Origin of the sequence: Geobacillus subterraneus, from assembly GCF_001618685.1 — a bacterium.
In the GTDB taxonomy this organism is placed as follows: domain Bacteria; phylum Bacillota; class Bacilli; order Bacillales; family Anoxybacillaceae; genus Geobacillus; species Geobacillus subterraneus.
In genome coordinates this window covers 1,728,879-1,749,611 of the sequence record NZ_CP014342.1, presented here as the reverse complement: position 1 = coordinate 1,749,611, position 20,733 = coordinate 1,728,879, and the positions used below count along the sequence as shown (strand labels likewise).

Sequence of the window (20,733 nt, the reverse complement as noted above, 5' to 3'; positions counted from 1 at the left end):
ATTTGCCGTTCGGTATGGCAAAAGGCAAGGGGACGGGGGACAAAGCGAAAAGGGGGAGCGGACATGGGCCGATGGCCGACGAAGGTGACGATTAAAGAAGTCGGTCCGCGCGACGGCTTGCAAAACGAAGCGGCGCCGGTCGCGACGGCTGACAAAATCGCCTGGATCAATTTATTGTCGGAAACCGGGTTGTCGTATATCGAAGTGACGTCATTTGTCCATCCAAAATGGATTCCGCAGCTGGCTGATGCCGCCGAAGTCGCAGCCGGCATCCGCCGCAAGGACGGCGTCGCGTATGCCGCGCTCGTCCCGAATGAGAAGGGGCTTGAGCGGGCGATTAGCGCCGGGGTCGATGAAGTCGGCGTCTTCATGTCAGCAAGCGAAACGCATAACCAAAAAAACATTAACAAAACAATCGCCGCTACGTTTCCGGTGTTGGAAGGAGTCGTGAAAGCGGCCAAGCAAGAAGGAAAAACAGTGCGCGGCTACGTCTCGACGGTGTTTGGCTGTCCGTACGAAGGGGAAGTTGCCGTCGATCAAGTGCTCACGGTCGCTGACCGGCTGTTTACGATGGGGATTGATGAGCTGTCGCTTGGCGATACGATCGGCGTGGCGACGCCAAAACAAGTCGAGGACGTGCTTGCCGAGGTGCTCCGCCGTTTTCCAGCCGAGCGGATCGCCATGCATTTTCACGATACAAGAGGGACAGCGCTCGCCAATATTGTAGTCTCGATGGAGATGGGGATCACAACGTTTGACAGCTCGCTTGGCGGCCTCGGCGGCTGCCCGTACGCTCCGGGAGCATCAGGAAACGTTGCCACCGATGATTTAGTGTACATGCTGCACGGCATGGGAATTGACACCGGCATTAATGTGGAGCAACTGACGAAAGCGGCCTTGTTTATTCGCGACAAAATCGGCCGCCCGCTCCCAAGCCGCTATTTACAAACGATTTCATCATCAGCAAATTCATTCAAGGAGGAAGAGAAAAGTGGGGACGCTCGTATCGTTTGAAATGCAAGAAAATGGCATTGCCATCGTGACGTTAAACCGCCCGGAGGCGGCCAATGCGCTTTCCAGAGCGCTTCTCCTAGAGCTTGGCAGCCTTTTGCAAGAGATCAAGTTTCGAAAAGATGTACGTGTTGTGATTTTGACCGGGGCGGGAGAAAAAGTGTTTTGCGCCGGCGCCGATTTGAAGGAGCGGGCGGGAATGAATGAAACGGAAGTGCGGCAGGCGGTCGCCTTGATCAGCAAAACGATCAACGAGGTGGAGAAAGTGCCGCAGCCGGTTATCGCCGCGTTAAACGGCTCGGCGTTTGGCGGCGGGCTCGAGCTCGCTTTGGCGTGCGACATTCGTTTCGCTGCTGATGACATCCAGCTTGGGTTGACGGAAACGTCGCTTGGCATCATTCCGGGAGCGGGCGGTACCCAACGGTTGCCGCGCCTTGTCGGCATCGGAAAAGCGAAAGAGCTGATTTTTGCCGCCAAACGGATCACGGCCAAGGAAGCGGAGCGAATCGGCCTCGTCGAATACGCCGTGCCGCGCGCTGAACTGATGGGGCGGGCGCTTGAATTGGCCCGGCAAATCGCCGAAAACGCGCCGATTGCCGTCCGCCAGGCGAAACGGGCGGTGCAAAGTGTGTTTAACGTCGACCTAGAGACCGGCCTGGCGATCGAGCAGCTCGCCTATGAGGCGACGATTCCGACAAAAGACCGGTTGGAAGGCTTGCAGGCGTTTAAAGAAAGACGGAAACCGGTATACAAAGGGGAGTAAGGCGCTTCAACGCGGCCGGCCAAAAGCATCGGGAACGGTCGTTGGCACGTTTCTAAACAAACGACCGCAGGCGCTTCAATGCCGCCGTCCAAAACGGCGCGGCCAAACGTGCTGCGCCGGGGCGGGCTGCTTGCGGAGCGCGCATGGGGAACTTGCTGTCAAAGTGCTGCCTCAAAGTGGCTGGCCGCGGTGTGTCATGCCATTGAACGGTGTTGGCGGGCATGACATTCAACGGATCAACATGCCGCCTGCGAAACGGGCGGCGTAAACGAAGCAAGGAGGGGACGACATGGGGATGAAGGAAACGGCTAGGGAACGTGCTGCGCTGGCTGCAGAGCTGGAGAAACGGGCGGCCGACATCAAAAAAGGCGGGGCGCCGAAATATCATGAGAAAAACGCCGCCCAAGGAAAGCTGTTTGTCCGCGACCGGCTGAACTTATTGCTGGATGACGGCTTGGAAGTGGAAGACGGGCTGTTTGCCAACTGCCTGGCTGACGGGCTGCCGGCGGATGGGGTTGTGACCGGCATCGGCAAAATCAACGGCCGGACTGTCTGTGTGATGGCGAACGACTCGACCGTCAAAGCCGGTTCTTGGGGGGCGCGCACGGTCGAAAAAATCATCCGCATCCAAGAGACGGCGGAAAAGCTGCGCTGTCCGCTCATTTACTTAGTTGATTCGGCCGGCGCCCGCATTACCGATCAAATCGAAATGTTTCCCGGCCGGCGCGGGGCGGGGCGCATTTTTTACAATGAAGTGAAACTGTCGGGGAAAGTGCCGCAAGTGTGCTTGCTCTTTGGTCCGTCGGCGGCCGGCGGCGCCTATATTCCGGCGTTTTGCGATATCGTCATTATGGTGGAAGGCAATGCGTCAATGTATTTAGGCTCGCCGCGCATGGCAGAAATGGTTATCGGTGAAAAAGTAACGCTTGAAGAAATGGGCGGCGCCCGCATGCACTGCACTGTTTCGGGGTGCGGCGATGTGCTTGTGAAAACGGAAGAAGAGGCGATCGCTTATGCGCGCCGTTATTTGTCATATTTTCCGTCCAACTATAGCGAAAAACCGCCGGTTGCAGAAGCGAAGCCGCCGAAATCGTTCGACAAAACGATTGAAGACATTTTGCCGGCGAACCAAAACGCGCCGTTTAATATGTATGATTTAATTGAGCGGATCATTGACGAAGGATCGTTTTGCGAAGTGAAAAAGCTGTTTGCGCCGGAAATCATCACCGGCTTGGCGCGTCTTGGCGGCCAGCCGATTGGCATTATCGCCAATCAGCCGCGCGTCAAAGGCGGGGTGCTGTTCCATGATTCAGCTGATAAAGCGGCAAAGTTTATTACCCTTTGCGATGCGTTCCATATTCCGCTGTTGTTTTTGGCTGACATCCCGGGCTTTATGATCGGTACGAAAGTCGAGCGAGCCGGCATCATCCGCCACGGGGCGAAAATGATTGCGGCGATGTCGGAAGCGACAGTGCCAAAAATTTCGATCATCGTCCGCAAAGCATACGGCGCCGGGCTTTACGCGATGGCCGGACCGGCGTTTGAACCGGATTGCTGCCTTGCGTTTCCGAACGCCCAAATCGCGGTGATGGGACCGGAGGCGGCTGTTAACGCCGTCTATGCGAACAAAATTGCCGAACTGCCGCCGGAAGAGCGGCCGGCGTTTGTTGAGCAAAAGCGGGAAGAATATCGGCGCGACATCGACATTTACCGTCTCGCCTCCGAGCTTGTCATCGACGGGATCGTTGCACCGAACGAGCTGCGCGGCGAGCTCATCCGCCGATTTGCCGCGTATACGTCCAAATACATGGCCTTTTCCGAACGGAAGCATGGGGTGTATCCGGTTTGAAAAAAATGGATGGTTGTCCCCCTTGCCAAACAACTAAGGATCGTGTATGATAATAATCACCAATCCGCTGCTGCGTTGTGCGTTGTAGAATGAAGTTTCAACCGATGGCAATGAAAAGGGAGTTCTATATCGAAACCGGAATGCCATGCCTCCAATTCGTCAGCGAGGACGGCAGGAACGTTTCTGCGAACACCCACCTAGTAGAGCGTGGTTGAGAAACTGCATTCAGCCGACGGCAACCGCGGCGCGGATCCCTTACATAATCGGCGAAGGCGTCCAAACGGGCGCCTTTTTTGTTTATACGGCATCCACCGCCGCCTTGTTTCAACAGGGCGGCGGTGATTTTTGTAGGCGAAGGAAACAATACAGTTGATTTTTCTTATTTCCATGCTATAATCATATTTCGTGTAAAAATAATTCGTATTGAAATTATTCGGGTTGGTGAGTAAAGGGGGTGGATCAATGGAAGGAACGAGCCGAGACATTATGTACGCCATTTTTCGGGCGCAAAAGGCGCTGTATCGCCTGATCCGCGAGGATGCGGCCCGCGTCGGGATTACGGAAGTGCAGCTGATGGTTCTGTACACGTTGTTGAAAAAAGAGCATATCCGTCTAAACGATTTGGCGGAAAAGCTGAACTTAAGCAACAGCAATGTCAGCGGCACGGTTGACCGGCTCGTTAGCGCCGGCCTTGTTGTTCGCGAGCCGTCGAAACAAGATCGGCGCGCGGTCATTTTGAGCTTGACGGAAAAAGGGAAAGAAATTGTCGCCTTGGCGTTCGGCGAGCAGTCGGTGCTGCGCCGGCGGCTCCAACGCATTCAGGAACTCGTCCCGCCGGAGGAAATTGAACAGTTTTTGCGGCTGCAAGAGAAAGTAAAAACCATTTTGCTCGGGGAGGAATAAACGGTGAACGTGAAACGATTGCTTGTACTGAACATCATCGTGCTCATTTTGCTTGTCGGCGGGGGATTTGCCGCCTATTATTATATCAATGAAACGACCAACTACATTAAAACGGACAACGCCCGCATTGACGGCCAAGTGATCTCGGTTGCTGCGCCGCTGTCCGGAAAGCTGACATCTTGGCGGGGGGAGACAGGAAAAACGTTTTCTGCCGGGGAAGAAATCGGTGCGGTGTCTGATGGGAAAACGACGGTGCCGGTAACCGTGCCGCACCGGATGACGATCGCCCAGCAAAGCGCGATCAAAGATTCGTTTGTCGCCGCGGGGACGCCGCTAGCTCGCGGGTTTGATTTAAACGACTTGTGGGTGACGGCGAACATTGAAGAGACAGATATCGAGGATGTCAAAGTCGGTCAAGATGTCGATATTTATGTCGACGCCTATCCAGACCGCCAATTCAGCGGAAAAGTGGAAAAGCTTGGCTATGCGACAGCGAATACGTTCAGCTTGTTGCCGAGTTCCAACGCAACGGGCAGTTACACGAAAGTGACTCAAGTCATTCCGGTGACGATTTCCATCGACAACTACAGCGGAGCCGGACTTGTGCCGGGCATGAACGTCACCGTCCGCATTCATAAGTAGGTGATGAGCGATGTCTACATTTGTCATTAGCTACATGGTCTTTGCCGTTTTCGTCCTAGCCGTCATCAACATCGCGCTGCGCCGGCGCAAACCGGCTTCGGCCGTGGGTGAGACAGCAGGCGGGGCCGAGCCGGCAGGAGCCGCGCGGCCAGCTGCCTCGTCCGGACAAAACCAAGGCGGGTTGGGCGACATCGGCAGCCGCGGCAAAGTCGTGGCAACGGTCATGCTAGGAGCGTTTGTCGCCATTTTAAATCAAACGTTGATCAACGTCGCCTTGCCGCATATGATGCAAGATTTCAATGTTGAAACCGCAACAATCCAGTGGCTCGTTACTGGTTACATGCTTGTCAACGGAGTGCTTATTCCGATCAGCCCGTTTTTAATCGCCAAGTTTCCGGCGAAAACGTTGTTTATCTCGGGTATGTCATTTTTTTCCATAGGTGCGTTTGTCTGCTCGATCGCTCCAACGTTTGCCGTCATGCTCGCGGGACGGCTGACGCAAGCGGTTGGAGCGGGCATTATTATGCAGCTCATGATGGTCATTATGCTGTCGATTTTCCCGCCGGAACGCCGTGGGGTGGCGATGGGAACAGTCGGGATTGCGATGATGTTTGCGCCGGCGGTCGGTCCGACGCTTTCGGGTTGGCTCGTCGAGCATTATACGTGGCGCCTTTTGTTTTATGTTGTGTTGCCGATCGCGATTTTAGACATTGTGCTCGCCTCCGTCTGGCTGAAACATACGCCGCGTAAAGGCAATCCAGTGCTGGACGTGCAAGGGGCGGTCTACTCCACGATCGGGTTTGGCGGCGTTCTGTATGGCTTCAGCGAGGCCGGAAGCAAAGGATGGGGCGAGACGGAAGTGGTTGTTTCGCTTGTCATCGGCGCCTTGTTCCTCATCATGTTCACATGGCGTTCGCTGCGCTCGGAGCATCCGGTGCTCAATTTCCGTGTGTTCCGCTACCCAGTGTTTACGTTGGCGACCGTCATCGGTTCGGTCATTAACATGGCGATGTTTGCCGCGATGGTCTTGCTCCCCGTGTATTTGCAAAACTTGCGCGGTTTTACGCCGCTCGATGCCGGTTTGCTATTGCTGCCGGGGGCGATCGTCATGGCGATCATGTCGCCGATTTCCGGTTGGGTGTTCGACCGCATCGGCGCGCGGCTGCTTGCTATTGTCGGCTTGATCATCACCGCTGTGACGACGTGGGAGTTCAGCAAGCTGACGATGGATACGCCATACAGCCATTTGATTTGGCTTTACATTTTCCGGATGTTCGGCATGTCGATGCTCGGGATGCCGATCATGACCGAAGGGTTAAACGCCTTGCCGCGCCATCTGTACAGCCATGGCACGGCCATGTCGAATACAATTCGCCAAGTGGCCGCTTCGCTCGGAACGGCGTTTTTGGTGACGATCATGTCCAACCGAGCCAAGTTTCATGTCGAAACGTACCGCAATGAAATGACGGAAAACGATCCGTTCTTTATGGGGCTCGTCAGCCAGCTGAAGCAAGTCATCCCGAGCGATGACGCCATTGCCCAGCTGCTGTACGGTTTGGTGCAGCAACGCGCCACGGTGGAAGGAATCAACGACGCCTTTTTCGTCGCGACTGGCTTAACGGTGGTGGCGCTTGTCATGGCGTTTTTCTTAAAAGGAAAAAAACAGAAATCACCGTCAGCATAAGAGGCTGGTGGTTTCGTGTAAAATGTTACTCCACAATTAAATCTTCACGACCTTTTTCGTTCCTGATGAACATTTTTGGCCGTTGACGGCCGGACGACAGCCGAAAACAAACGGCCGTTTGCGAACGCTATAATTGCAGCGAATGTTCAGGGGGGGGAGAGGTGGAGCGGCAAAGCAGACAGCACATGAGACAAGCGAGGCGAAGACGGCTTTGGTTCCGAGCGCTCGTTGCCATCGCTTTGGCGTTGGGTGCCCTCGTTGCCGCCCTTCATTGGGCGATTAACCGGCAAAATATCGCCGCTCTTGAGAAGCCGCTGCCGACAGCAACGGTCATTTATGACGAACACGGCCGCGTGGCAAGCAAGCTGGCGGCGGCGAACATCGAAGAAGTGCCGATTGAGCGCGTGCCAAACCATTTTCTCCAAGCCATCGTCGCGACGGAAGACCGCCGCTTTTATGAGCATAACGGCGTCGACTATTACGGAATTTTGCGTGCTGTATGGCGCAACGTTCGCGCCGGGGAATGGGTCGAAGGCGGCAGCACGATCACCCAGCAGCTGGCGAAAAACGTTTTTTTGACGAATGAAAAAACGTTGGCTCGGAAGTGGAAGGAATGGCTGATTGCCCAAAAAATCGAGCGCACGTACAGCAAAAAAGACATTTTAGAAATGTATATCAACCGTGTTTATTTTGGCGCCGGAGCTTGGGGAGTGGCGAGCGCCGCGAAAACGTATTTCGGCAAAGACGTTTCCGAACTGACGCTAAGCGAATCGGCGCTGTTAGCGGGCCTTGTAAAAGCGCCGTCCGCCTTATCGCCGCTCCGCCATTACGACAAAGCTATCGCTCGGCGCAACGTGGTGTTGGCGCTGATGAGAGAGCAAGGCTATATCGACGATCAAGAATGGAGCGCCGCGAAAAGCGAGCGAATCGCGATCGAGCAAGAGCCGAAGCGTGACCCGTATGCCGGGAAGTATCCTTATTATGTCGATGAGCTGATCCGCGAAGCGATCACGCGCTACGGCTTGACGCAAAGCGATGTCCTTTCCGGCGGACTGCACATTTACACGGAGCTTGACCCGAACATGCAGCAAGCGCTTGAAGCGGTGTATGCGGATGATTCGCTGTTCCCGTCAAGTCCGGATGAGGTGCCCGTCCAAAGCGGCGCGGTGCTGCTCGATCCGAAAACAGGCGGGGTGAAGGCGTTAGTTGGCGGCCGCGGCCGCCATGTGTTCCGCGGCTTTAATCGCGCCACGGAGCTCAGGCGCCAACCGGGATCAGCGCTTAAGCCGCTCGCTGTGTATACGCCGGCGCTCGAACAAGGGTACGGGCCATTTTCGCCGCTCAAAGACGAGCCGCTCGATTTCGGCGGCTACCGCCCGCAAAACTACGATCACACGTACCGCGGCACGGTGACGATGTATGAAGCGGTCATCCATTCACTCAACGTGCCGGCCGTCTGGCTGTTAAACGAAATCGGCCTCGACAAAGGGATGGATGCGCTGCACCGATTCGGCTTGCCTTTGGAAAAAGAGGACCGCCAGCTCGGCATCGCGCTTGGCGGCATGTCCCGCGGCGTCTCGCCGCTCGAGATGGCGGAAGCGTACGCCGCATTTGCCAGCGATGGCGCCCGCCCGGACGGCCATCTCATTACGAAAATCGTCGATGCCTATGGCCGCGAGGTGGCGGAATGGAAGCCGCAGCGAACGATCGTCACGTCCGAAAAGGTGGCGCAGCAAATGACGTTGTTGCTCCAAGGCGTCATCCGCGAAGGAACCGGGAAGCGCGCCGCCATCCCTGGACGGGAGCTCGCCGGCAAAACCGGATCGACGGAAATGACGATCCCCGGCATCGACGGAGTGAAAGACCAATGGATGGTCGGCTATACGCCACAGCTCGTCGGCGCGCTTTGGCTCGGCTATGACCGGCCGGATCGCACGCATTATTTGACGACGACAAGCGGGGAAACAGCGGCGGTCATTTTCCGCCACATCATGGAGAAGGCGCTGGCCGGCCAGCCAGCTGCTCGTTTTTCACTGCCGCTCGTCAAACAAGAGGAACGAGAGCGCAAAAAGCGCGGGCAACGCGCGCCTGAATCCGCGCCGCCAAAGGTGAAGGAAACGAAGGAAAAACCGCGCCCGCCCGGTCATGAAAAAGGAAAAAACAAAAAAGAGAAAAAAGAAAAAAAGCATGGAAAAAGGCATGGCGGCAAGCATGAATAAGCTGTTGCCAAAGGCGTTCTTATCCCCTGTTTAGGCGCATATATATAAAGACAAGCCGCGCGAAAAAGGGGGGAGCGCCATGGCGCATTTCGGATCGAAAGGATGGCTTGTCGCCGAGTTGAAAAAGGCAGGCATCGCCCGTCATCCGGTCGGGCGGAAAAAAATCGAAACGTACAAGGCGACGGAGCTGTACGGGCTGTACCGAAAATATGTGCAAAAGACGCGCTGAGCCGGACAAAAAGGATCCGGCTTCTTTTTTTCGGGCAAAATAACAAAGGAAAGGAGGGAGGCGCACCGGTCGTTTGGCCGGGAAAGGAACGAACGCCGAACGGAATGAAGAAAAAACGGTTTACTGTAGCCGAAGGTGAAACGATTGCCGCCTGTTTAGAGCGGATGAAACAAGAAGGATACCGCCCTATCCGACGCGTTGAGCAGCCGATTTTCCGCGAAGTGAAAACAAACGGCGAAACGACAGTTGAGCCGTGCGGGCGCATCATCGAATTTGAGGCGGTGCGCGACGAGCCGTAGCCAGGGGCGTCCTTAGCCGGCCGCCATGGCTTGCGTTTCGCTTTCGGCTTGCACCATCGTTGCCGACTTTCCATGCCGACAGCAAAAGGAGGGGAGTCTCACAAAGGCAGTCAGCCCCCTCCTTATCGCTGCATTATGCGTATTCACTCCGGTAAAAACCCTTTTGTCTTGCGCCTCGGCCAACGGTCTTTTAGGGCCAGCTCCTTCAGCTGTGCGGCCATTCGCGCGTTTTTTTCGCTTCCCGATGGTCGCCGGTCGGGTTGCCGCTTGACGCTTCGTAACCGACTTGGTACACGTAGTGTTTCGGGGCATGGATGACATTGTCCATCCGGTATTGATCCAAGTCGTCTTGAAATTGCCGTTTGCTTTCTTGGTCGCTCATGTTTGCGGCCTCCTTGTCGATATAGTCTGGGCGCATTTATAGGGTGTACGATTTGGCCCCGCTTTATCAAAAGCCATGGATCGTCATGCCGCCGTCAACAAATAGCGTTTGACCGGTGATGTAGCTGGCCGCATCGGAGGCAAGAAACACGGCCGGGCCGACGAGTTCAGGCAGCTCGCCGATCCGTCTGAGCGGGGTGACGGCTAAAATGTCGTTCACATACGCTTCGTCTTCAAGCAGCGTTTTCGTGAGCGGCGTTCGGAAATACCACGGGCCGATGGCGTTAACGAGAATGCCGTAGCGCCCCCACTCAAACGCCAGCACTTTCGTCATTTGGATGAGCGCCGCTTTGGTCGCCGCGTACACCACACCGGTGCGCAAGGCGACATGGCCGGCGACCGAGGCAATGTTGATGATTTTGCCGCCTCGTTCTTGTTCTTTCATCACGCGTCCTGCTTCTTGCGAGACGAGAAACGCTGACTTTAAGTTGGTGTTTATGATCGTTTCCCATTCGTTGTCTGTCACATCCAAAGCTGGGGTGCGGATGTTCATTCCGGCGTTGTTGACGATGATGTCAAGGGATCCAGCCTGTTGCTTGACGCCGGTGACCGCCTTGTGCACCGCTTCCCGGTCGGTGACATCGGCCGGCCATATGTACGCTTTCCGCCCGAGCGATTCAATGTGGCTTGCCGTTTCTTCCAAATCCGCTTTGGTGCGGGCGATGAGCGCTACGTCCGCTCCGGCTTCGGCAAATCCGATGGCGATCGCCCGGCCGATGCCGCGCCCTGCTCCGGTCACAAGCGCCGTTTTTCCGTCCAAACGGAATGAAGGCAAAAACATAAGAGTCTCCCCTTTCGAAAATGATGACCCGGCTTGCTGGCGGGTGTCCGCATAGTTTCACTATAGCACGGTTGTCTGCCGCCGCCAACGATTGAGGAGCCGGCCATGGCGGCAAATTGAACGTTGCAGCTGGTTGTCCGGGCCGCTACAATAAAGAAAGGGGAAAACTATAAAGAAAAGGAGATGACGCCATGATCCATTACACATGGGCGACCCGGCCGACGATCAAGAAAGTGAAATGCGTCCATACGAACGCGGAAAAATACATCGTCAACCATGTCTTGACGCCGGGAAACGTGTATGAAGTGAAAAATGAAACGGATGAGTTTTATTTTGTGGTCGACAACAGCGGAAAAGTCGGCGGGTTTTACAAAGATTATTTTGAAGAAGTACAATAACTGCGTTAGCGGCCATGAAAAAACGGGTGTCCGAAACCGGACATCCGTTTTTCGTGTGCGCCCGGCATGGGTGCAGTCTATAGGGTGAAAGTCCCGAACTGCGAAGGCAGAAGTAGCAGTTAGCTTAACGCAAGGGTGTCTGCGGCGACGCAGAATCTGAAGGAAGCGGGCGGCAAACTTCCGGTCTGAGGAACACGAACTTCATAGGAGGCTGGGTATCATTGGGTGAGTTTGCACGACAAAACGAAGCCCTTTCTGCCGAAGGTGATACCGAGTAAATGAAGCAGATAGATGGAAGGAAAGACTGCACTCTTACCCGGGGAGGTCTGTCCGGGAAGCCAAGTGCGCTTGGCAACCGTTGGAGCGATCCAACGCTGAACGGACAGAAGTCAGCAGAGGTCATAGTACCCGTCTAGCTTAAGATAGAAGGGGAAGGACCGAACCATGAAGGAGAACGGCCACTAGGCGTTCATCTTCTTTGATGAAGCAGACAACCCGAAAGGGCCTGCTTGAGGGAGGAAATGGTGAAGTCCATGGGGGACCTCAAGAGGGTGGAGAAGAAGATGGCACAAATAGAACGGATCGTTCACGTAGAGAGGAAGAATCGGAATGTGGATGAAACAGGTACTGTCACGGGAGAATCTCCTGCGAGCACTCAAACAAGTGGAAAAGAATAAAGGGTCCCATGGAACCGATGGAATGTCCGTCAAAGACCTGCGAAGACACCTCGTGGAACATTGGGACGTGATACGGCGCGCTTTGGAAGAAGGGACCTACGAACCTTGCCCGGTCCGACGGGTCGAAATCCCGAAACCGAACGGAGGAGTCAGGTTACTAGGAATCCCGACCGTGACAGACCGGTTCATCCAACAGGCCATCGCCCAAGTGCTCACGCCGATCTTTGACCCATCCTTTTCGGAACACAGCTACGGGTTTCGTCCCGGTCGAAGAGGACACGACGCGGTGAAAAAGGCGAAGCAGTATATTCAGGAAGGATATACATGGGTGGTAGATATCGACTTGGAAAAGTTCTTTGATCGAGTCAACCATGACAAACTGATGGGGATATTAGCGAAACGAATTCCAGACAAAATCCTCCTAAAGTTGATACGGAAGTATCTACAGGCAGGGGTCATGATCAACGGGGTGGTCATGGAAACACAAGAGGGGACTCCACAAGGAGGGCCGCTCAGTCCACTTTTGTCCAACATTCTCTTGGATGAGCTGGACAAAGAATTGGAAAAACGAGGGCACAAATTTGTACGGTATGCGGATGACTGCAATATCTACGTAAGGACGAAGAAGGCCGGGGAACGGGTGATGAAATCGATCACGGCATTCATTGAAAAGAAACTCCGGCTGAAAGTCAATGAAACCAAATCGGCAGTGGATCGACCGTGGAGGAGAAAATTCCTCGGTTTTAGCTTCACCCCAAATAAGGAGCCAAAAATCCGGATCGCAAAGGAAAGTATTCGGCGCATGAAGCAAAGGATACGCACCATGACGAGTCGATCGAAACCGATTCCCATGCCCGAGCGAATCGAACAGCTCAACCAGTACATTCTGGGATGGTGTGGATACTTCTCGTTAGCAGAGACTCCAAGTGTGTTCAAAGAACTAGATGGATGGATTCGACGAAGGCTGCGCATGTGCCAATGGAAAGAGTGGAAACTTCCGAGAACCAGAGTCCGAAAACTGCAAAGTTTAGGAGTGCCCAAGCGGAAAGCATATGAATGGGGAAACACTCGGAAGAAATATTGGAGAGTGGCCGCTAGTCCCATCTTGCATAAAGCCCTTGGCAACTCCTATTGGGAGAGCCAAGGGCTGAAGAGTCTTTATCAACGATATGAATCTCTGCGTCAGACTTAATGGAACCGCCGTATACCGAACGGTACGTACGGTGGTGTGAGAGGACGAGGGTTAGTCACCCTCTCCTACTCGATTCAGCCGGCGGTGCTCTGTTGCGCCGATGGCGGCCGCACCCGGCGCGCCGGCAAGGTAATCGTCACCGTCGTTCCTTTTTGGACGGCGCTTTCGATCTTCCACGTTCCCCCCATTTGCTCGATGATTTTCACTGCCACCATGGCGCCAAGTCCGGTTCCTTTCTCTTTCGTGCTGAAATACGGTTCACCGAAGCGGCGCACTTGTTCTTTCGTCATGCCGATGCCGTTGTCGGAAATGGTGATGACGACCGATGTTTCCCGGTTCTCGGCCGTCACCCGAAGCGTGCCGCCGTTTGGCATCGCTTCAATGCTGTTTTTGAATAAATTCAAGAAACATTGTTGGAAATATTGCACATTGCCAGTGACGACGGCGTGTTCAAGAGAGGAAGCGAGATCGACCGAATGCATATGCGCCATCGGCGCAATCATTTGCAATACTTTCTGAAGCTCGACGGCTACATCGATCGGCTCCGTTTCTTTCGGCGCTGGTTTGGCAAACGTCAAATAGTCGTGGATGATCGCTTCCGCCCGCTTGACTTCCTCTAAGGCGATGCGGATGTACCGCTCCTCCGTCTCGCGCGGCAGCGGCCCGGTTTGCAGCAGCTGGATGAACCCTTTTACGACAGTGAGCGGGTTGCGAATTTCATGCGAAATGCTGGCGGCCAGCTGGCTGACGATCTCCATTTTTTCCATCTTCATTAGTTCCGCCCGGGCGAGCTGGGCCTCATGGAGCGTTTCCATCAAATAGACCGCAAACATCATCACAAACGGCGGCATCAAAATGAAATACACGATATACGGCTTCGTCACCGGAAAATCGGCGATGATGATAGCGACAAACGTGGTGAGCACCGCCAGTAAAAACGTCAGCCAAATGGCGGTGAACAGCTTGCCGGACCGGGGCAGCCGGCGAAACAGCGGCGAGGCGGCCGCCGCGGCAACGAGCATAATGGCGTAAACGATCAATGTCAACGGCTGAAACCCATACAAAATCGTGCGCGCCAGCATTGACACGACAAACAGCACAGCTCCGACGCCACCGCCGCCATAGAGCGTTCCAAGCAAAAACGGAATTTGCCGGAAATCGTGGATGCACGTCGGATCAATATAAATCGGAAATTTCATGCACAGCACAGACGCCAGCGCCAAACAGGTGCTAAGGAGCGCCCGGTTGTACAGCGGTTTGCGCTGAATCGCCGGGCTGTGGTCATAAATGAATGAAAAGGCAAACACGGTGACTAAAATATAAAATAAGTTATTGAGGACGTGCTGATTAATATATAAGCCTGCCATACAAAAAATCTCCTAACCGGATGGACATCATCGTCTTCCATTATAATCGGAAAGAGGTTGAAAGAAAAATAGTTTTATGATTTGTCTTTCGGCAGCCAAACCGCCAAGGCGCCAAACAGCGGCAGCGCGCTGCAAAGCATCATCAACGTGTTGAGCGACGACAAGTCGGCGATGTTGCCGAGCACGACGGCGCCAAGCGCCCCCATGCCAAATGCCAAGCCGACGATCAGGCCGGACGCCATGCCGACATGGTTTGGCAGCAGTTCTTGGGCGTAGACGACAAACGTTGCGAAGCTTAACGACAATACAAAGCCGGCGATCAGCAACAGCGGCAGCGCAAGCGAAAGCGGCGCGTGCGGCAAGGCGAGCGCAAACGGTGCGGTTCCAAGCGTCGACCAGAGAATCAAGTTGCGCTTGCCGAACCGGTCGGCGAGCGGCCCGCCGACGAGCGTTCCGATCGCACCGGCGATCATAAAGGCGAACAAGTACACTTGCGCCTCGCGCACCGAGATGTGGGCCGTTTCCATTAAGTAAAACTGGTAATAGTTCGAGATGCCGGCCGAATACCATGAACGGGCAAACACTAAAAAGACGAGCAAGGCAAGCGCAAACGCCACCGGGTGTCCGGGATCGGTGCGCTGCGCCTTTTTCGTTTGGCTTGGCGCCGGACGGCGGCCAAGTTCATGACCATACCAGTGCGAAACGCGCCAAAGCAAGGTGATGCCGACAGCCGCGGCAAGCATAAACCAAGCGGCTCCTTTTTGGCCGAACGGCACAAAAATCAGGGCGGTAAACAGCGGGGCCAAGGCGTTGCCGGTATTGCCGCCGACTTGATAAATCGATTGGGCGAACGCCCGCCGCGCACCGGCCGCCAAATAAACGACGCGCGATCCTTCCGGATGGAAGACGGCTGAACCGATTCCGACCAACAGCACAGACAACAAGACAAACCAAAAATTCGGCGCCAAGGCGAGCCCGGCCATGCCGAGCAAGCTCGCCGCCATGCCGAGCGGCAAAAAACGCGGCGACGGCAGCCGGTCCGTCCATAAACCGACGACCGGCTGCATGACCGACGACGTCATGTTTAGCGCAAACGCAATCCAGCCGATTTCGGTGTACGATAGCTCCATCGTCGAGCGCAAAATCGGAAAGAGCGCCGGGATGACCGCCTGCATGGCATCATTCAAGAAATGTCCGAGGCTGATGGCGAACAAAATCGGATAGACAGTCATGTTGGCGGCGCTCGTTCGTTCCGTATGAGCGTCCATCGTTCTCCCCCGTTCCGCAAAATCGATCTTAATATGGCTAATTATACTTGATCTTCGCCAGCGGAGAAAGCCCCATTTCCCGGCGTGAGCGCAGGCAAGAGGGCGCTCCGTTTTTGTCTTTTCAATCGCCGGCGCGAAAATTCAGTTTTTCTTTTCCGGATGCGCTGATGACGAGCTTGACGTTTACGGACAGCGTGTGGTTATTGAGCGGGATGAGGCCGTCGGTCTGATGTTTTTTCCAGAGATTCGGACGCTCGCGATACAGTTGTTCCGCTAGATTCAATATATCGATCTGTCGCTCTTTCCCCAGTTCATATAAGCGGTGGATTTCTTGTTTCACCGTTTGTTCCGCCAGTTTGGTCAGTTGTTTTCGTGAGAGCGGTTCACGCAGTTCGAGGAGACTTCCTTGCGCCTCAACGTTTATAGTAAAAGCAGGCTCTCCGTCCTTCACGCCAACCGACCACTTCGTTTTTGGATCATGGACGATTAGAGAGGCAACAGTTTTCCCTTTTTGCTTGACATAAATCGGGGTGCGCCGAATGTCCCGCTCAATCCAGCGGAGCCCTTGCAAATCGGAACGGCGCTCACACCCTTGCAAACGGTAATCATGAAGAAAACAAACGCCGGATATAGCCAACATTTGTTTTGGCTTCTTATTTTCCGCCCAACGATTGTCTTCGATTGTTAAATAAGGGAGTCTAGCTGTATCAGCTTTTTCATCCATCGCAGCAATCAATCGGCTGAGACGGATCGGGCGGATAAACGAACTTTGTTGGAAAATTTCTTCCGGATTAGACAACAGTGAATAATATGAGGAAGCATTTAGCAGCGGCGTTGTTTCAAATAAGTCGGAAAGCGGCTCATCAGTAGCGTACACCCACGCTGTATGGCGAATTTCATTGTAACGGTTCAGCACATCGATCACATCGGCCACAATATCTTTTTGCAAGGCGCGTTTCGTAAAGACAATGCTTTTGACATGGCCCCACGACACTCTTTGTTGAATGGAAGGATAGATCTTGTCGGTAGCGATGTTAAATGTTTCGCCCAGCGCTTTGCCGATGGAAACCGCCGCTTTTTCTTTATCGCCCCCCGCTTCGACTTTGGCAAGGGCGGTGAAACCGACCAACTGCACGTAGGCAATTACTTGGCCATCTTTGTAGTCGACCCCGATTGAATGAATGTAGACAATGTGATCGATGTTGCGCGTGTCCCAGCAACCGCCAAGCAGCATGATAGAGGCGATGATGGGAATGACCTGCTTCCTCATTTTCGTTCCCTCTCTTTTGCAACGAGATCATTCGGACGAACAATGCGGTCGCGCGTGCGGAACTGTTTCCACGTGCTCGGGATAAACACTTTCCCGATATCTTTTGAAGGCGGCGCCAGCGGCGTCAAATAGGGAATGCCGAAAGTGCGCAAGTTGACCGCATAAGTCAAAATGAGAAACAACGACAAGATAAACCCAAACAAACCAAGAACGGAAGCGAAAGTGAGAACGATAAAGCGCAGCAAAGTGACGCTGCCGGCGATGTTTTGATTGACAAGCGTAAATGTTGAGATGACAGAAATGGCAGCAATAACGAGTGTGGCTGGGGCGGCAAGTCCAGCGTTGATCGCCGCTTGTCCGATAATCAAGCCGCCAACAACCGACAGCGTCTGCCCGATGGCGATCGGCAGCCGCATTCCAGCTTCTTTAAACACTTCAAACAAAATCATCATCACAAACATTTCCAGCGGTACCGGAAGCGGCACCCCCTGGCGCGATAAAATCAGCGTGGCCAGCAAGGTGAACGGCAACTGATCTGGATGGAACGAGGTGAGCGCGACCCAGGCGCCCGGCAAAAAAATGGCAACCGACGTACCAACCAGCCGAAGCAGACGCTGAAACACAACAAACAGGAAAAACGTGTTGTTATCTTCCGATGTGTTCAGCAAAAAGGTTAAATTGGCCGGACCGATCAAGGCGGTCGGTGCCCCGTCCACTAAGATGATAAAACGGCCGTTAAGAAGCGAATTGACAGCAAAATCAGGCCGTCCGGTATAACCAAACATCGGAAACAAAGAAAACGGACTGTCGGATAGCCATTCCTCAATTTGGTTGGTGCTGGTCACCGAGTCGATGTATAAACTGAGCAGACGGCTTCTCACCTCATCGATGATGGCTGTGTTCGCAATATCATCAACATAGAGTAGCCCGACTTTTGTCTGGCTGCGCGTACCGATGATGAACGGCTCATAGACGAGTCGATGCGAGCGCAGCCGCTTGCGGATGAGAGCTACGTTTTTGCTGATTTCCTCAATGAATCCGTCTTTTGGCCCGCGGATCGACACTTCTGTGTTCGGCTCCTCCGGGTCGCGGTTGGGCGGGCTGGCGAGTGGCATTGCGTATAAGACGTCCGCTTCGCGAAAGTAAATGAGCAAATCGCCGCTAAACAGTCTCAAGTTGAGATCATCGATCCGCACTTCGTGTCCCATGTATTCGAGTGCGGGCGGCTTGCGTGTTTCGATGTCAGCAGGCGAGAAGCACGGATGCCGTTCACACAGCGCACGAAACATCGGATAGATGGTCTTTTGCAACATTTGTGTATCGCACAATTCTTCACAATAAATAAACAGCAAATGCACTACAGCCGACGAACCGTCAGACAAAGGCGATGAAATCGTTGTTTCCGTCATGATGACGTCAGAGCATTTGGCATACATCATGCGCAATGCTTCTTCGGAGATGATCACAGTCTCCAATCCGGTGTAATCGTCTTTCAGCCGCTTACCTTGGGCGGCGCGCATGAGCTGTTTCATCATGCCATCCCTCTTTTCTCTTTACGGTATGTCAATAGAGCTAAGCTGACTAACACAACAGACAGTGCAAGACTAAACAGCAGTGATGATGGCAATACCCAATGTTTGACAAAACGCAAAAATTGTTCATCGCTACCCGGTGCCAAGGCCGCCAATGTGATCGCTAAGTAAAGAACGATAAGCACCCAACGGCGCGTTTGCGAATGGCGGATCGGGAATAGTTCCACAATCAGCGCCGTTGCCAAAGAAAGGCGGATGAAAGCACCGGACAGCCACTGATAGACCGACAGAAAGTCAACATGTTCGATGTACGTCCCTAAACTGACCATCCGCCATTGTTCAAACGCCGGATAGCGAAGACGTGTCGCTTGTTCGGGTCCGAATTCGACAATGGCCCCGATCGTCGGACCGATGCTCAGACCGGCCGTCAAGAAGGCAATGGCGGCAAGCGCTTTCCATGAAAACGGGCGCGGCAGGCGGTGAGAGAGGAATAAAAGAACGACCACTTCCGCATACCCCGCCCCAGCATACATCATGCCACGAAGCACAGGCGCCATGCCGTGCTCAAGCATCGGCTTGAGCAGCGAATAGTCTTTATGGGGAGTGGTTGACAGCATGACAAAAAAGCCGAAGACAATGACAAACGGCCAAATAATCATCGCTGTATTAGCAATCGAGTCGATGCCTCGATACGCGTTATAAAAACAGGCGATCACGATGAGAACAATCAGCGCCCACCGCGGCGTCGCCGTCAAATAAGAAGTTGTGGTAAACGTGATGGTATCATTTAATGTAACAAAGCTATGAAGAAGCAAGAATATGGTGCTGACACCGGCCACCATATAGGCTACTGGGCTTGAAAAACGGTTTTTTAGCCAGTCGAACAACCGCTCGCCATTCAATTGTTTGAGGATGAAATAAAGAAGCGGCAGCCAGATGAGCAAGCCCCCCAATGCTCCCAAGGCGGCGATCCATGCATCGCGGTGAGCGGCCTCGAGCATAAAGGGGATAACGATCACATGATTCATCAGCCCAACTGACAGCATAACCATACATAAAACCTGCAGAACGCTGAGCGTCTGTCCATTCATTATGAATCCCTTTCTTCCTATGACTATCTTTAAGTATTGTTTCCAGTGCAGGGGGATTTATTCTTTCAAACGTCAACCCAATAGCGAAACTTCTGAGGAGTCAGAGGCACAATACAAAGGAAGAGCGAAAATTCACAGCATGGTAAGGAGGGCGTGCTATGAAATGGCTCCAGTTGACGCTTGAACTTGTCATCGGCTTTATTCTGTTGTTCGCCGTCGTCAAAATCGCCGGCAAAAAGTTGATCAGCCAAATGAGCCCGTTTACGTTTATCGCTGCCATCGTGCTTGGCGAGCTGCTTGGCAATGCGCTGTATGACGACCATATTCACCTTTGGTACATCATCTATTCGATCACCCTTTGGGGAGGGATGTTGCTTTTGGTCGAGTATGCGAGCCAAAAGTGGCTTTCCTTCCGCCTGTGGAGCGAAGGAAAACCGACAGTGCTTATTCGAAACGGCGCCATTGATTACGAGGCATTGAAAAAAAGCCGCCTCACCCTCAACCAACTGCAAAGCTTGCTTCGCAAACATGAGACGTTTTCGATCCGTGAAGTGGCGTTTTGCTTTTTGGAAGCGGATGGAGAAATTAGCGTGCTGAAACAAGCGGATCATCAAAAAACGACGCGCGAAGATTTCCACTTGCCGCCTCATCCCGTCTATGTGCCGGTGACGCTCGTTCGCGACGGCCAGCTGTTGCGAGATGAACTTATGGAGCTTGGGAAAAATGAGCAGTGGCTCACCGCGGAACTGCGCAAACAAGGAGTCTCTTCATGGCAAGAGGTATTGATTGCCGAGTGGTTGGAAGGGAAGGGATTGTTTGTACAGACGTATCGACCGTCTGAGGGGAAGATGCCGAAGCAGCAAGGATTGAAGGAAGAATCATGATCGTGGCGGGACGACTAATGAGGAAGCTGGAGGCGGAAAACAACGATTTCTTAAAAAACCGCCCCTCCTCGAAATGCGGAGAACGGCTGCTTTTATGCCTTTCTCACTCAGGGGAATACCGCATTTCTATGAAATCACGCCCTTCTCAAGAGGAGTGAAAAACCATCATTCCCATTCGATCGACCATCCAACGTGATAAAAACACGGTCTTCTATAAGACGTTTCAAAGGAAA

The 20,733-nt window shown here is 53.8% G+C and carries 19 protein-coding genes and 1 other RNA gene; 13 read left to right on the top strand and 7 right to left on the bottom strand.

Annotated features, from left to right (window positions below):
- Positions 1-63: 63 nt before the first annotated feature.
- From GS3922_RS08575 to GS3922_RS08535, 10 genes are all read left to right on the top strand, one after another.
- A complete protein-coding gene (locus GS3922_RS08575; RefSeq protein ID WP_063165995.1) occupies positions 64-1,014 on the top strand; it encodes a hydroxymethylglutaryl-CoA lyase in 951 nt (316 codons plus the stop codon).
- Complete coding sequence (locus tag GS3922_RS08570) at positions 992-1,774, top strand: enoyl-CoA hydratase (RefSeq protein WP_063165994.1); 783 nt, start codon at positions 992-994, stop codon at positions 1,772-1,774. The genes GS3922_RS08575 and GS3922_RS08570 overlap by 23 nt, the downstream gene beginning before the upstream one ends.
- A gap of 289 nt (positions 1,775-2,063) precedes the next feature.
- The gene (locus GS3922_RS08565; RefSeq protein WP_063165993.1) at positions 2,064-3,623 is read left to right on the top strand and encodes an acyl-CoA carboxylase subunit beta; all 1,560 of its coding nucleotides are present in this window, start codon (positions 2,064-2,066) and stop codon (positions 3,621-3,623) included.
- A gap of 63 nt (positions 3,624-3,686) precedes the next feature.
- Positions 3,687-3,875, top strand: a non-coding RNA gene (ssrS, locus tag GS3922_RS08560) — 6S RNA.
- Between the two features lie 210 nt (positions 3,876-4,085).
- On the top strand, positions 4,086-4,526 hold the full coding sequence (locus tag GS3922_RS08555) for a MarR family winged helix-turn-helix transcriptional regulator (protein WP_063165992.1): 441 nt from the start codon (positions 4,086-4,088) through the stop codon (positions 4,524-4,526).
- A 3-nt stretch (positions 4,527-4,529) separates the two neighbouring features.
- Positions 4,530-5,168, top strand: coding sequence for an HlyD family secretion protein (locus GS3922_RS08550; protein WP_063165991.1), 639 nt, complete (start codon positions 4,530-4,532; stop codon positions 5,166-5,168).
- A 10-nt stretch (positions 5,169-5,178) separates the two neighbouring features.
- Positions 5,179-6,852, top strand: coding sequence for a DHA2 family efflux MFS transporter permease subunit (locus GS3922_RS08545; RefSeq protein WP_063165990.1), 1,674 nt, complete (start codon positions 5,179-5,181; stop codon positions 6,850-6,852).
- A 161-nt stretch (positions 6,853-7,013) separates the two neighbouring features.
- Positions 7,014-9,071 carry a transglycosylase domain-containing protein gene (locus GS3922_RS08540; protein WP_063165989.1) on the top strand — a complete coding sequence of 686 codons (2,058 nt, stop codon included), beginning with the start codon at positions 7,014-7,016 and terminating at the stop codon, positions 9,069-9,071.
- A 79-nt stretch (positions 9,072-9,150) separates the two neighbouring features.
- Positions 9,151-9,300 carry a DUF2639 domain-containing protein gene (locus GS3922_RS17240; protein WP_071880193.1) on the top strand — a complete coding sequence of 50 codons (150 nt, stop codon included), beginning with the start codon at positions 9,151-9,153 and terminating at the stop codon, positions 9,298-9,300.
- 104 nt (positions 9,301-9,404) lie between these two features.
- A complete protein-coding gene (locus GS3922_RS08535) occupies positions 9,405-9,599 on the top strand; it encodes an NETI motif-containing protein (protein ID WP_063165988.1) in 195 nt (64 codons plus the stop codon).
- Between the two features lie 205 nt (positions 9,600-9,804).
- Here the strand turns inward: GS3922_RS08535 and GS3922_RS17855 are convergent, their stop codons facing one another.
- Positions 9,805-9,981, bottom strand: a complete 177-nt coding sequence (locus tag GS3922_RS17855; RefSeq protein WP_168157883.1) for a hypothetical protein — start codon at positions 9,979-9,981, stop codon at positions 9,805-9,807.
- 66 nt (positions 9,982-10,047) lie between these two features.
- The gene (locus GS3922_RS08530) at positions 10,048-10,821 is read right to left on the bottom strand and encodes an SDR family NAD(P)-dependent oxidoreductase (protein WP_063165987.1); all 774 of its coding nucleotides are present in this window, start codon (positions 10,819-10,821) and stop codon (positions 10,048-10,050) included.
- Between the two features lie 191 nt (positions 10,822-11,012).
- On the opposite strand from GS3922_RS08530, the gene GS3922_RS08525 reads away from it, so the two are divergent.
- Entirely contained in the window at positions 11,013-11,219 is a 207-nt protein-coding gene (locus GS3922_RS08525) for a DUF6501 family protein (protein ID WP_063165986.1), read from the top strand.
- 609 nt (positions 11,220-11,828) lie between these two features.
- Positions 11,829-13,088: a group II intron reverse transcriptase/maturase gene (gene ltrA, locus GS3922_RS08520; protein WP_020961418.1), complete on the top strand. Its 1,260-nt coding sequence runs from the start codon at positions 11,829-11,831 to the stop codon at positions 13,086-13,088.
- Positions 13,089-13,162: 74 nt separating this feature from the next.
- Here the strand turns inward: ltrA and GS3922_RS08515 are convergent, their stop codons facing one another.
- From GS3922_RS08515 to GS3922_RS08495, 5 genes are all read right to left on the bottom strand, one after another.
- Positions 13,163-14,455 carry a sensor histidine kinase gene (locus GS3922_RS08515; RefSeq protein WP_063165985.1) on the bottom strand — a complete coding sequence of 431 codons (1,293 nt, stop codon included), beginning with the start codon at positions 14,453-14,455 and terminating at the stop codon, positions 13,163-13,165.
- Positions 14,456-14,529: 74 nt separating this feature from the next.
- On the bottom strand, positions 14,530-15,723 hold the full coding sequence (locus tag GS3922_RS08510; protein ID WP_063165984.1) for an MFS transporter: 1,194 nt from the start codon (positions 15,721-15,723) through the stop codon (positions 14,530-14,532).
- A 121-nt stretch (positions 15,724-15,844) separates the two neighbouring features.
- Positions 15,845-16,993, bottom strand: a complete 1,149-nt coding sequence (locus GS3922_RS08505; protein ID WP_063165983.1) for a Ger(x)C family spore germination protein — start codon at positions 16,991-16,993, stop codon at positions 15,845-15,847.
- Complete coding sequence (locus GS3922_RS08500; RefSeq protein WP_063167358.1) at positions 16,990-18,525, bottom strand: spore germination protein; 1,536 nt, start codon at positions 18,523-18,525, stop codon at positions 16,990-16,992. The genes GS3922_RS08505 and GS3922_RS08500 overlap by 4 nt, the downstream gene beginning before the upstream one ends.
- Positions 18,525-19,616: a GerAB/ArcD/ProY family transporter gene (locus GS3922_RS08495; RefSeq protein WP_063165982.1), complete on the bottom strand. Its 1,092-nt coding sequence runs from the start codon at positions 19,614-19,616 to the stop codon at positions 18,525-18,527. The genes GS3922_RS08500 and GS3922_RS08495 overlap by 1 nt, the downstream gene beginning before the upstream one ends.
- A gap of 158 nt (positions 19,617-19,774) precedes the next feature.
- On the opposite strand from GS3922_RS08495, the gene GS3922_RS08490 reads away from it, so the two are divergent.
- Positions 19,775-20,500, top strand: coding sequence for a YetF domain-containing protein (locus GS3922_RS08490; protein ID WP_063165981.1), 726 nt, complete (start codon positions 19,775-19,777; stop codon positions 20,498-20,500).
- Positions 20,501-20,733 lie beyond the last annotated feature (233 nt).

Bases quoted from the DNA above. Each gene is read 5' to 3' on its own strand.
- GS3922_RS08575 (WP_063165995.1), top strand. From the start codon at position 64: ATGGGCCGATGGCCGACGAAGGTGACGATTAAAGAAGTCGGTCCGCGC.
- GS3922_RS08565 (WP_063165993.1), top strand. From the start codon at position 2,064: ATGGGGATGAAGGAAACGGCTAGGGAACGTGCTGCGCTGGCTGCAGAG.
- GS3922_RS08555 (WP_063165992.1), top strand. From the start codon at position 4,086: ATGGAAGGAACGAGCCGAGACATTATGTACGCCATTTTTCGGGCGCAA.
- GS3922_RS08545 (WP_063165990.1), top strand. From the start codon at position 5,179: ATGTCTACATTTGTCATTAGCTACATGGTCTTTGCCGTTTTCGTCCTA.
- GS3922_RS17240 (WP_071880193.1), top strand. From the start codon at position 9,151: ATGGCGCATTTCGGATCGAAAGGATGGCTTGTCGCCGAGTTGAAAAAG.
- GS3922_RS08535 (WP_063165988.1), top strand. From the start codon at position 9,405: ATGAAGAAAAAACGGTTTACTGTAGCCGAAGGTGAAACGATTGCCGCC.
- GS3922_RS17855 (WP_168157883.1), bottom strand. From the start codon at position 9,981: ATGAGCGACCAAGAAAGCAAACGGCAATTTCAAGACGACTTGGATCAA.
- GS3922_RS08530 (WP_063165987.1), bottom strand. From the start codon at position 10,821: ATGTTTTTGCCTTCATTCCGTTTGGACGGAAAAACGGCGCTTGTGACC.
- GS3922_RS08525 (WP_063165986.1), top strand. From the start codon at position 11,013: ATGATCCATTACACATGGGCGACCCGGCCGACGATCAAGAAAGTGAAA.
- ltrA (WP_020961418.1), top strand. From the start codon at position 11,829: ATGTGGATGAAACAGGTACTGTCACGGGAGAATCTCCTGCGAGCACTC.
- GS3922_RS08515 (WP_063165985.1), bottom strand. From the start codon at position 14,455: ATGGCAGGCTTATATATTAATCAGCACGTCCTCAATAACTTATTTTAT.
- GS3922_RS08510 (WP_063165984.1), bottom strand. From the start codon at position 15,723: ATGGACGCTCATACGGAACGAACGAGCGCCGCCAACATGACTGTCTAT.
- GS3922_RS08505 (WP_063165983.1), bottom strand. From the start codon at position 16,993: ATGAGGAAGCAGGTCATTCCCATCATCGCCTCTATCATGCTGCTTGGC.
- GS3922_RS08500 (WP_063167358.1), bottom strand. From the start codon at position 18,525: ATGAAACAGCTCATGCGCGCCGCCCAAGGTAAGCGGCTGAAAGACGAT.
- GS3922_RS08495 (WP_063165982.1), bottom strand. From the start codon at position 19,616: ATGAATGGACAGACGCTCAGCGTTCTGCAGGTTTTATGTATGGTTATG.
- GS3922_RS08490 (WP_063165981.1), top strand. From the start codon at position 19,775: ATGAAATGGCTCCAGTTGACGCTTGAACTTGTCATCGGCTTTATTCTG.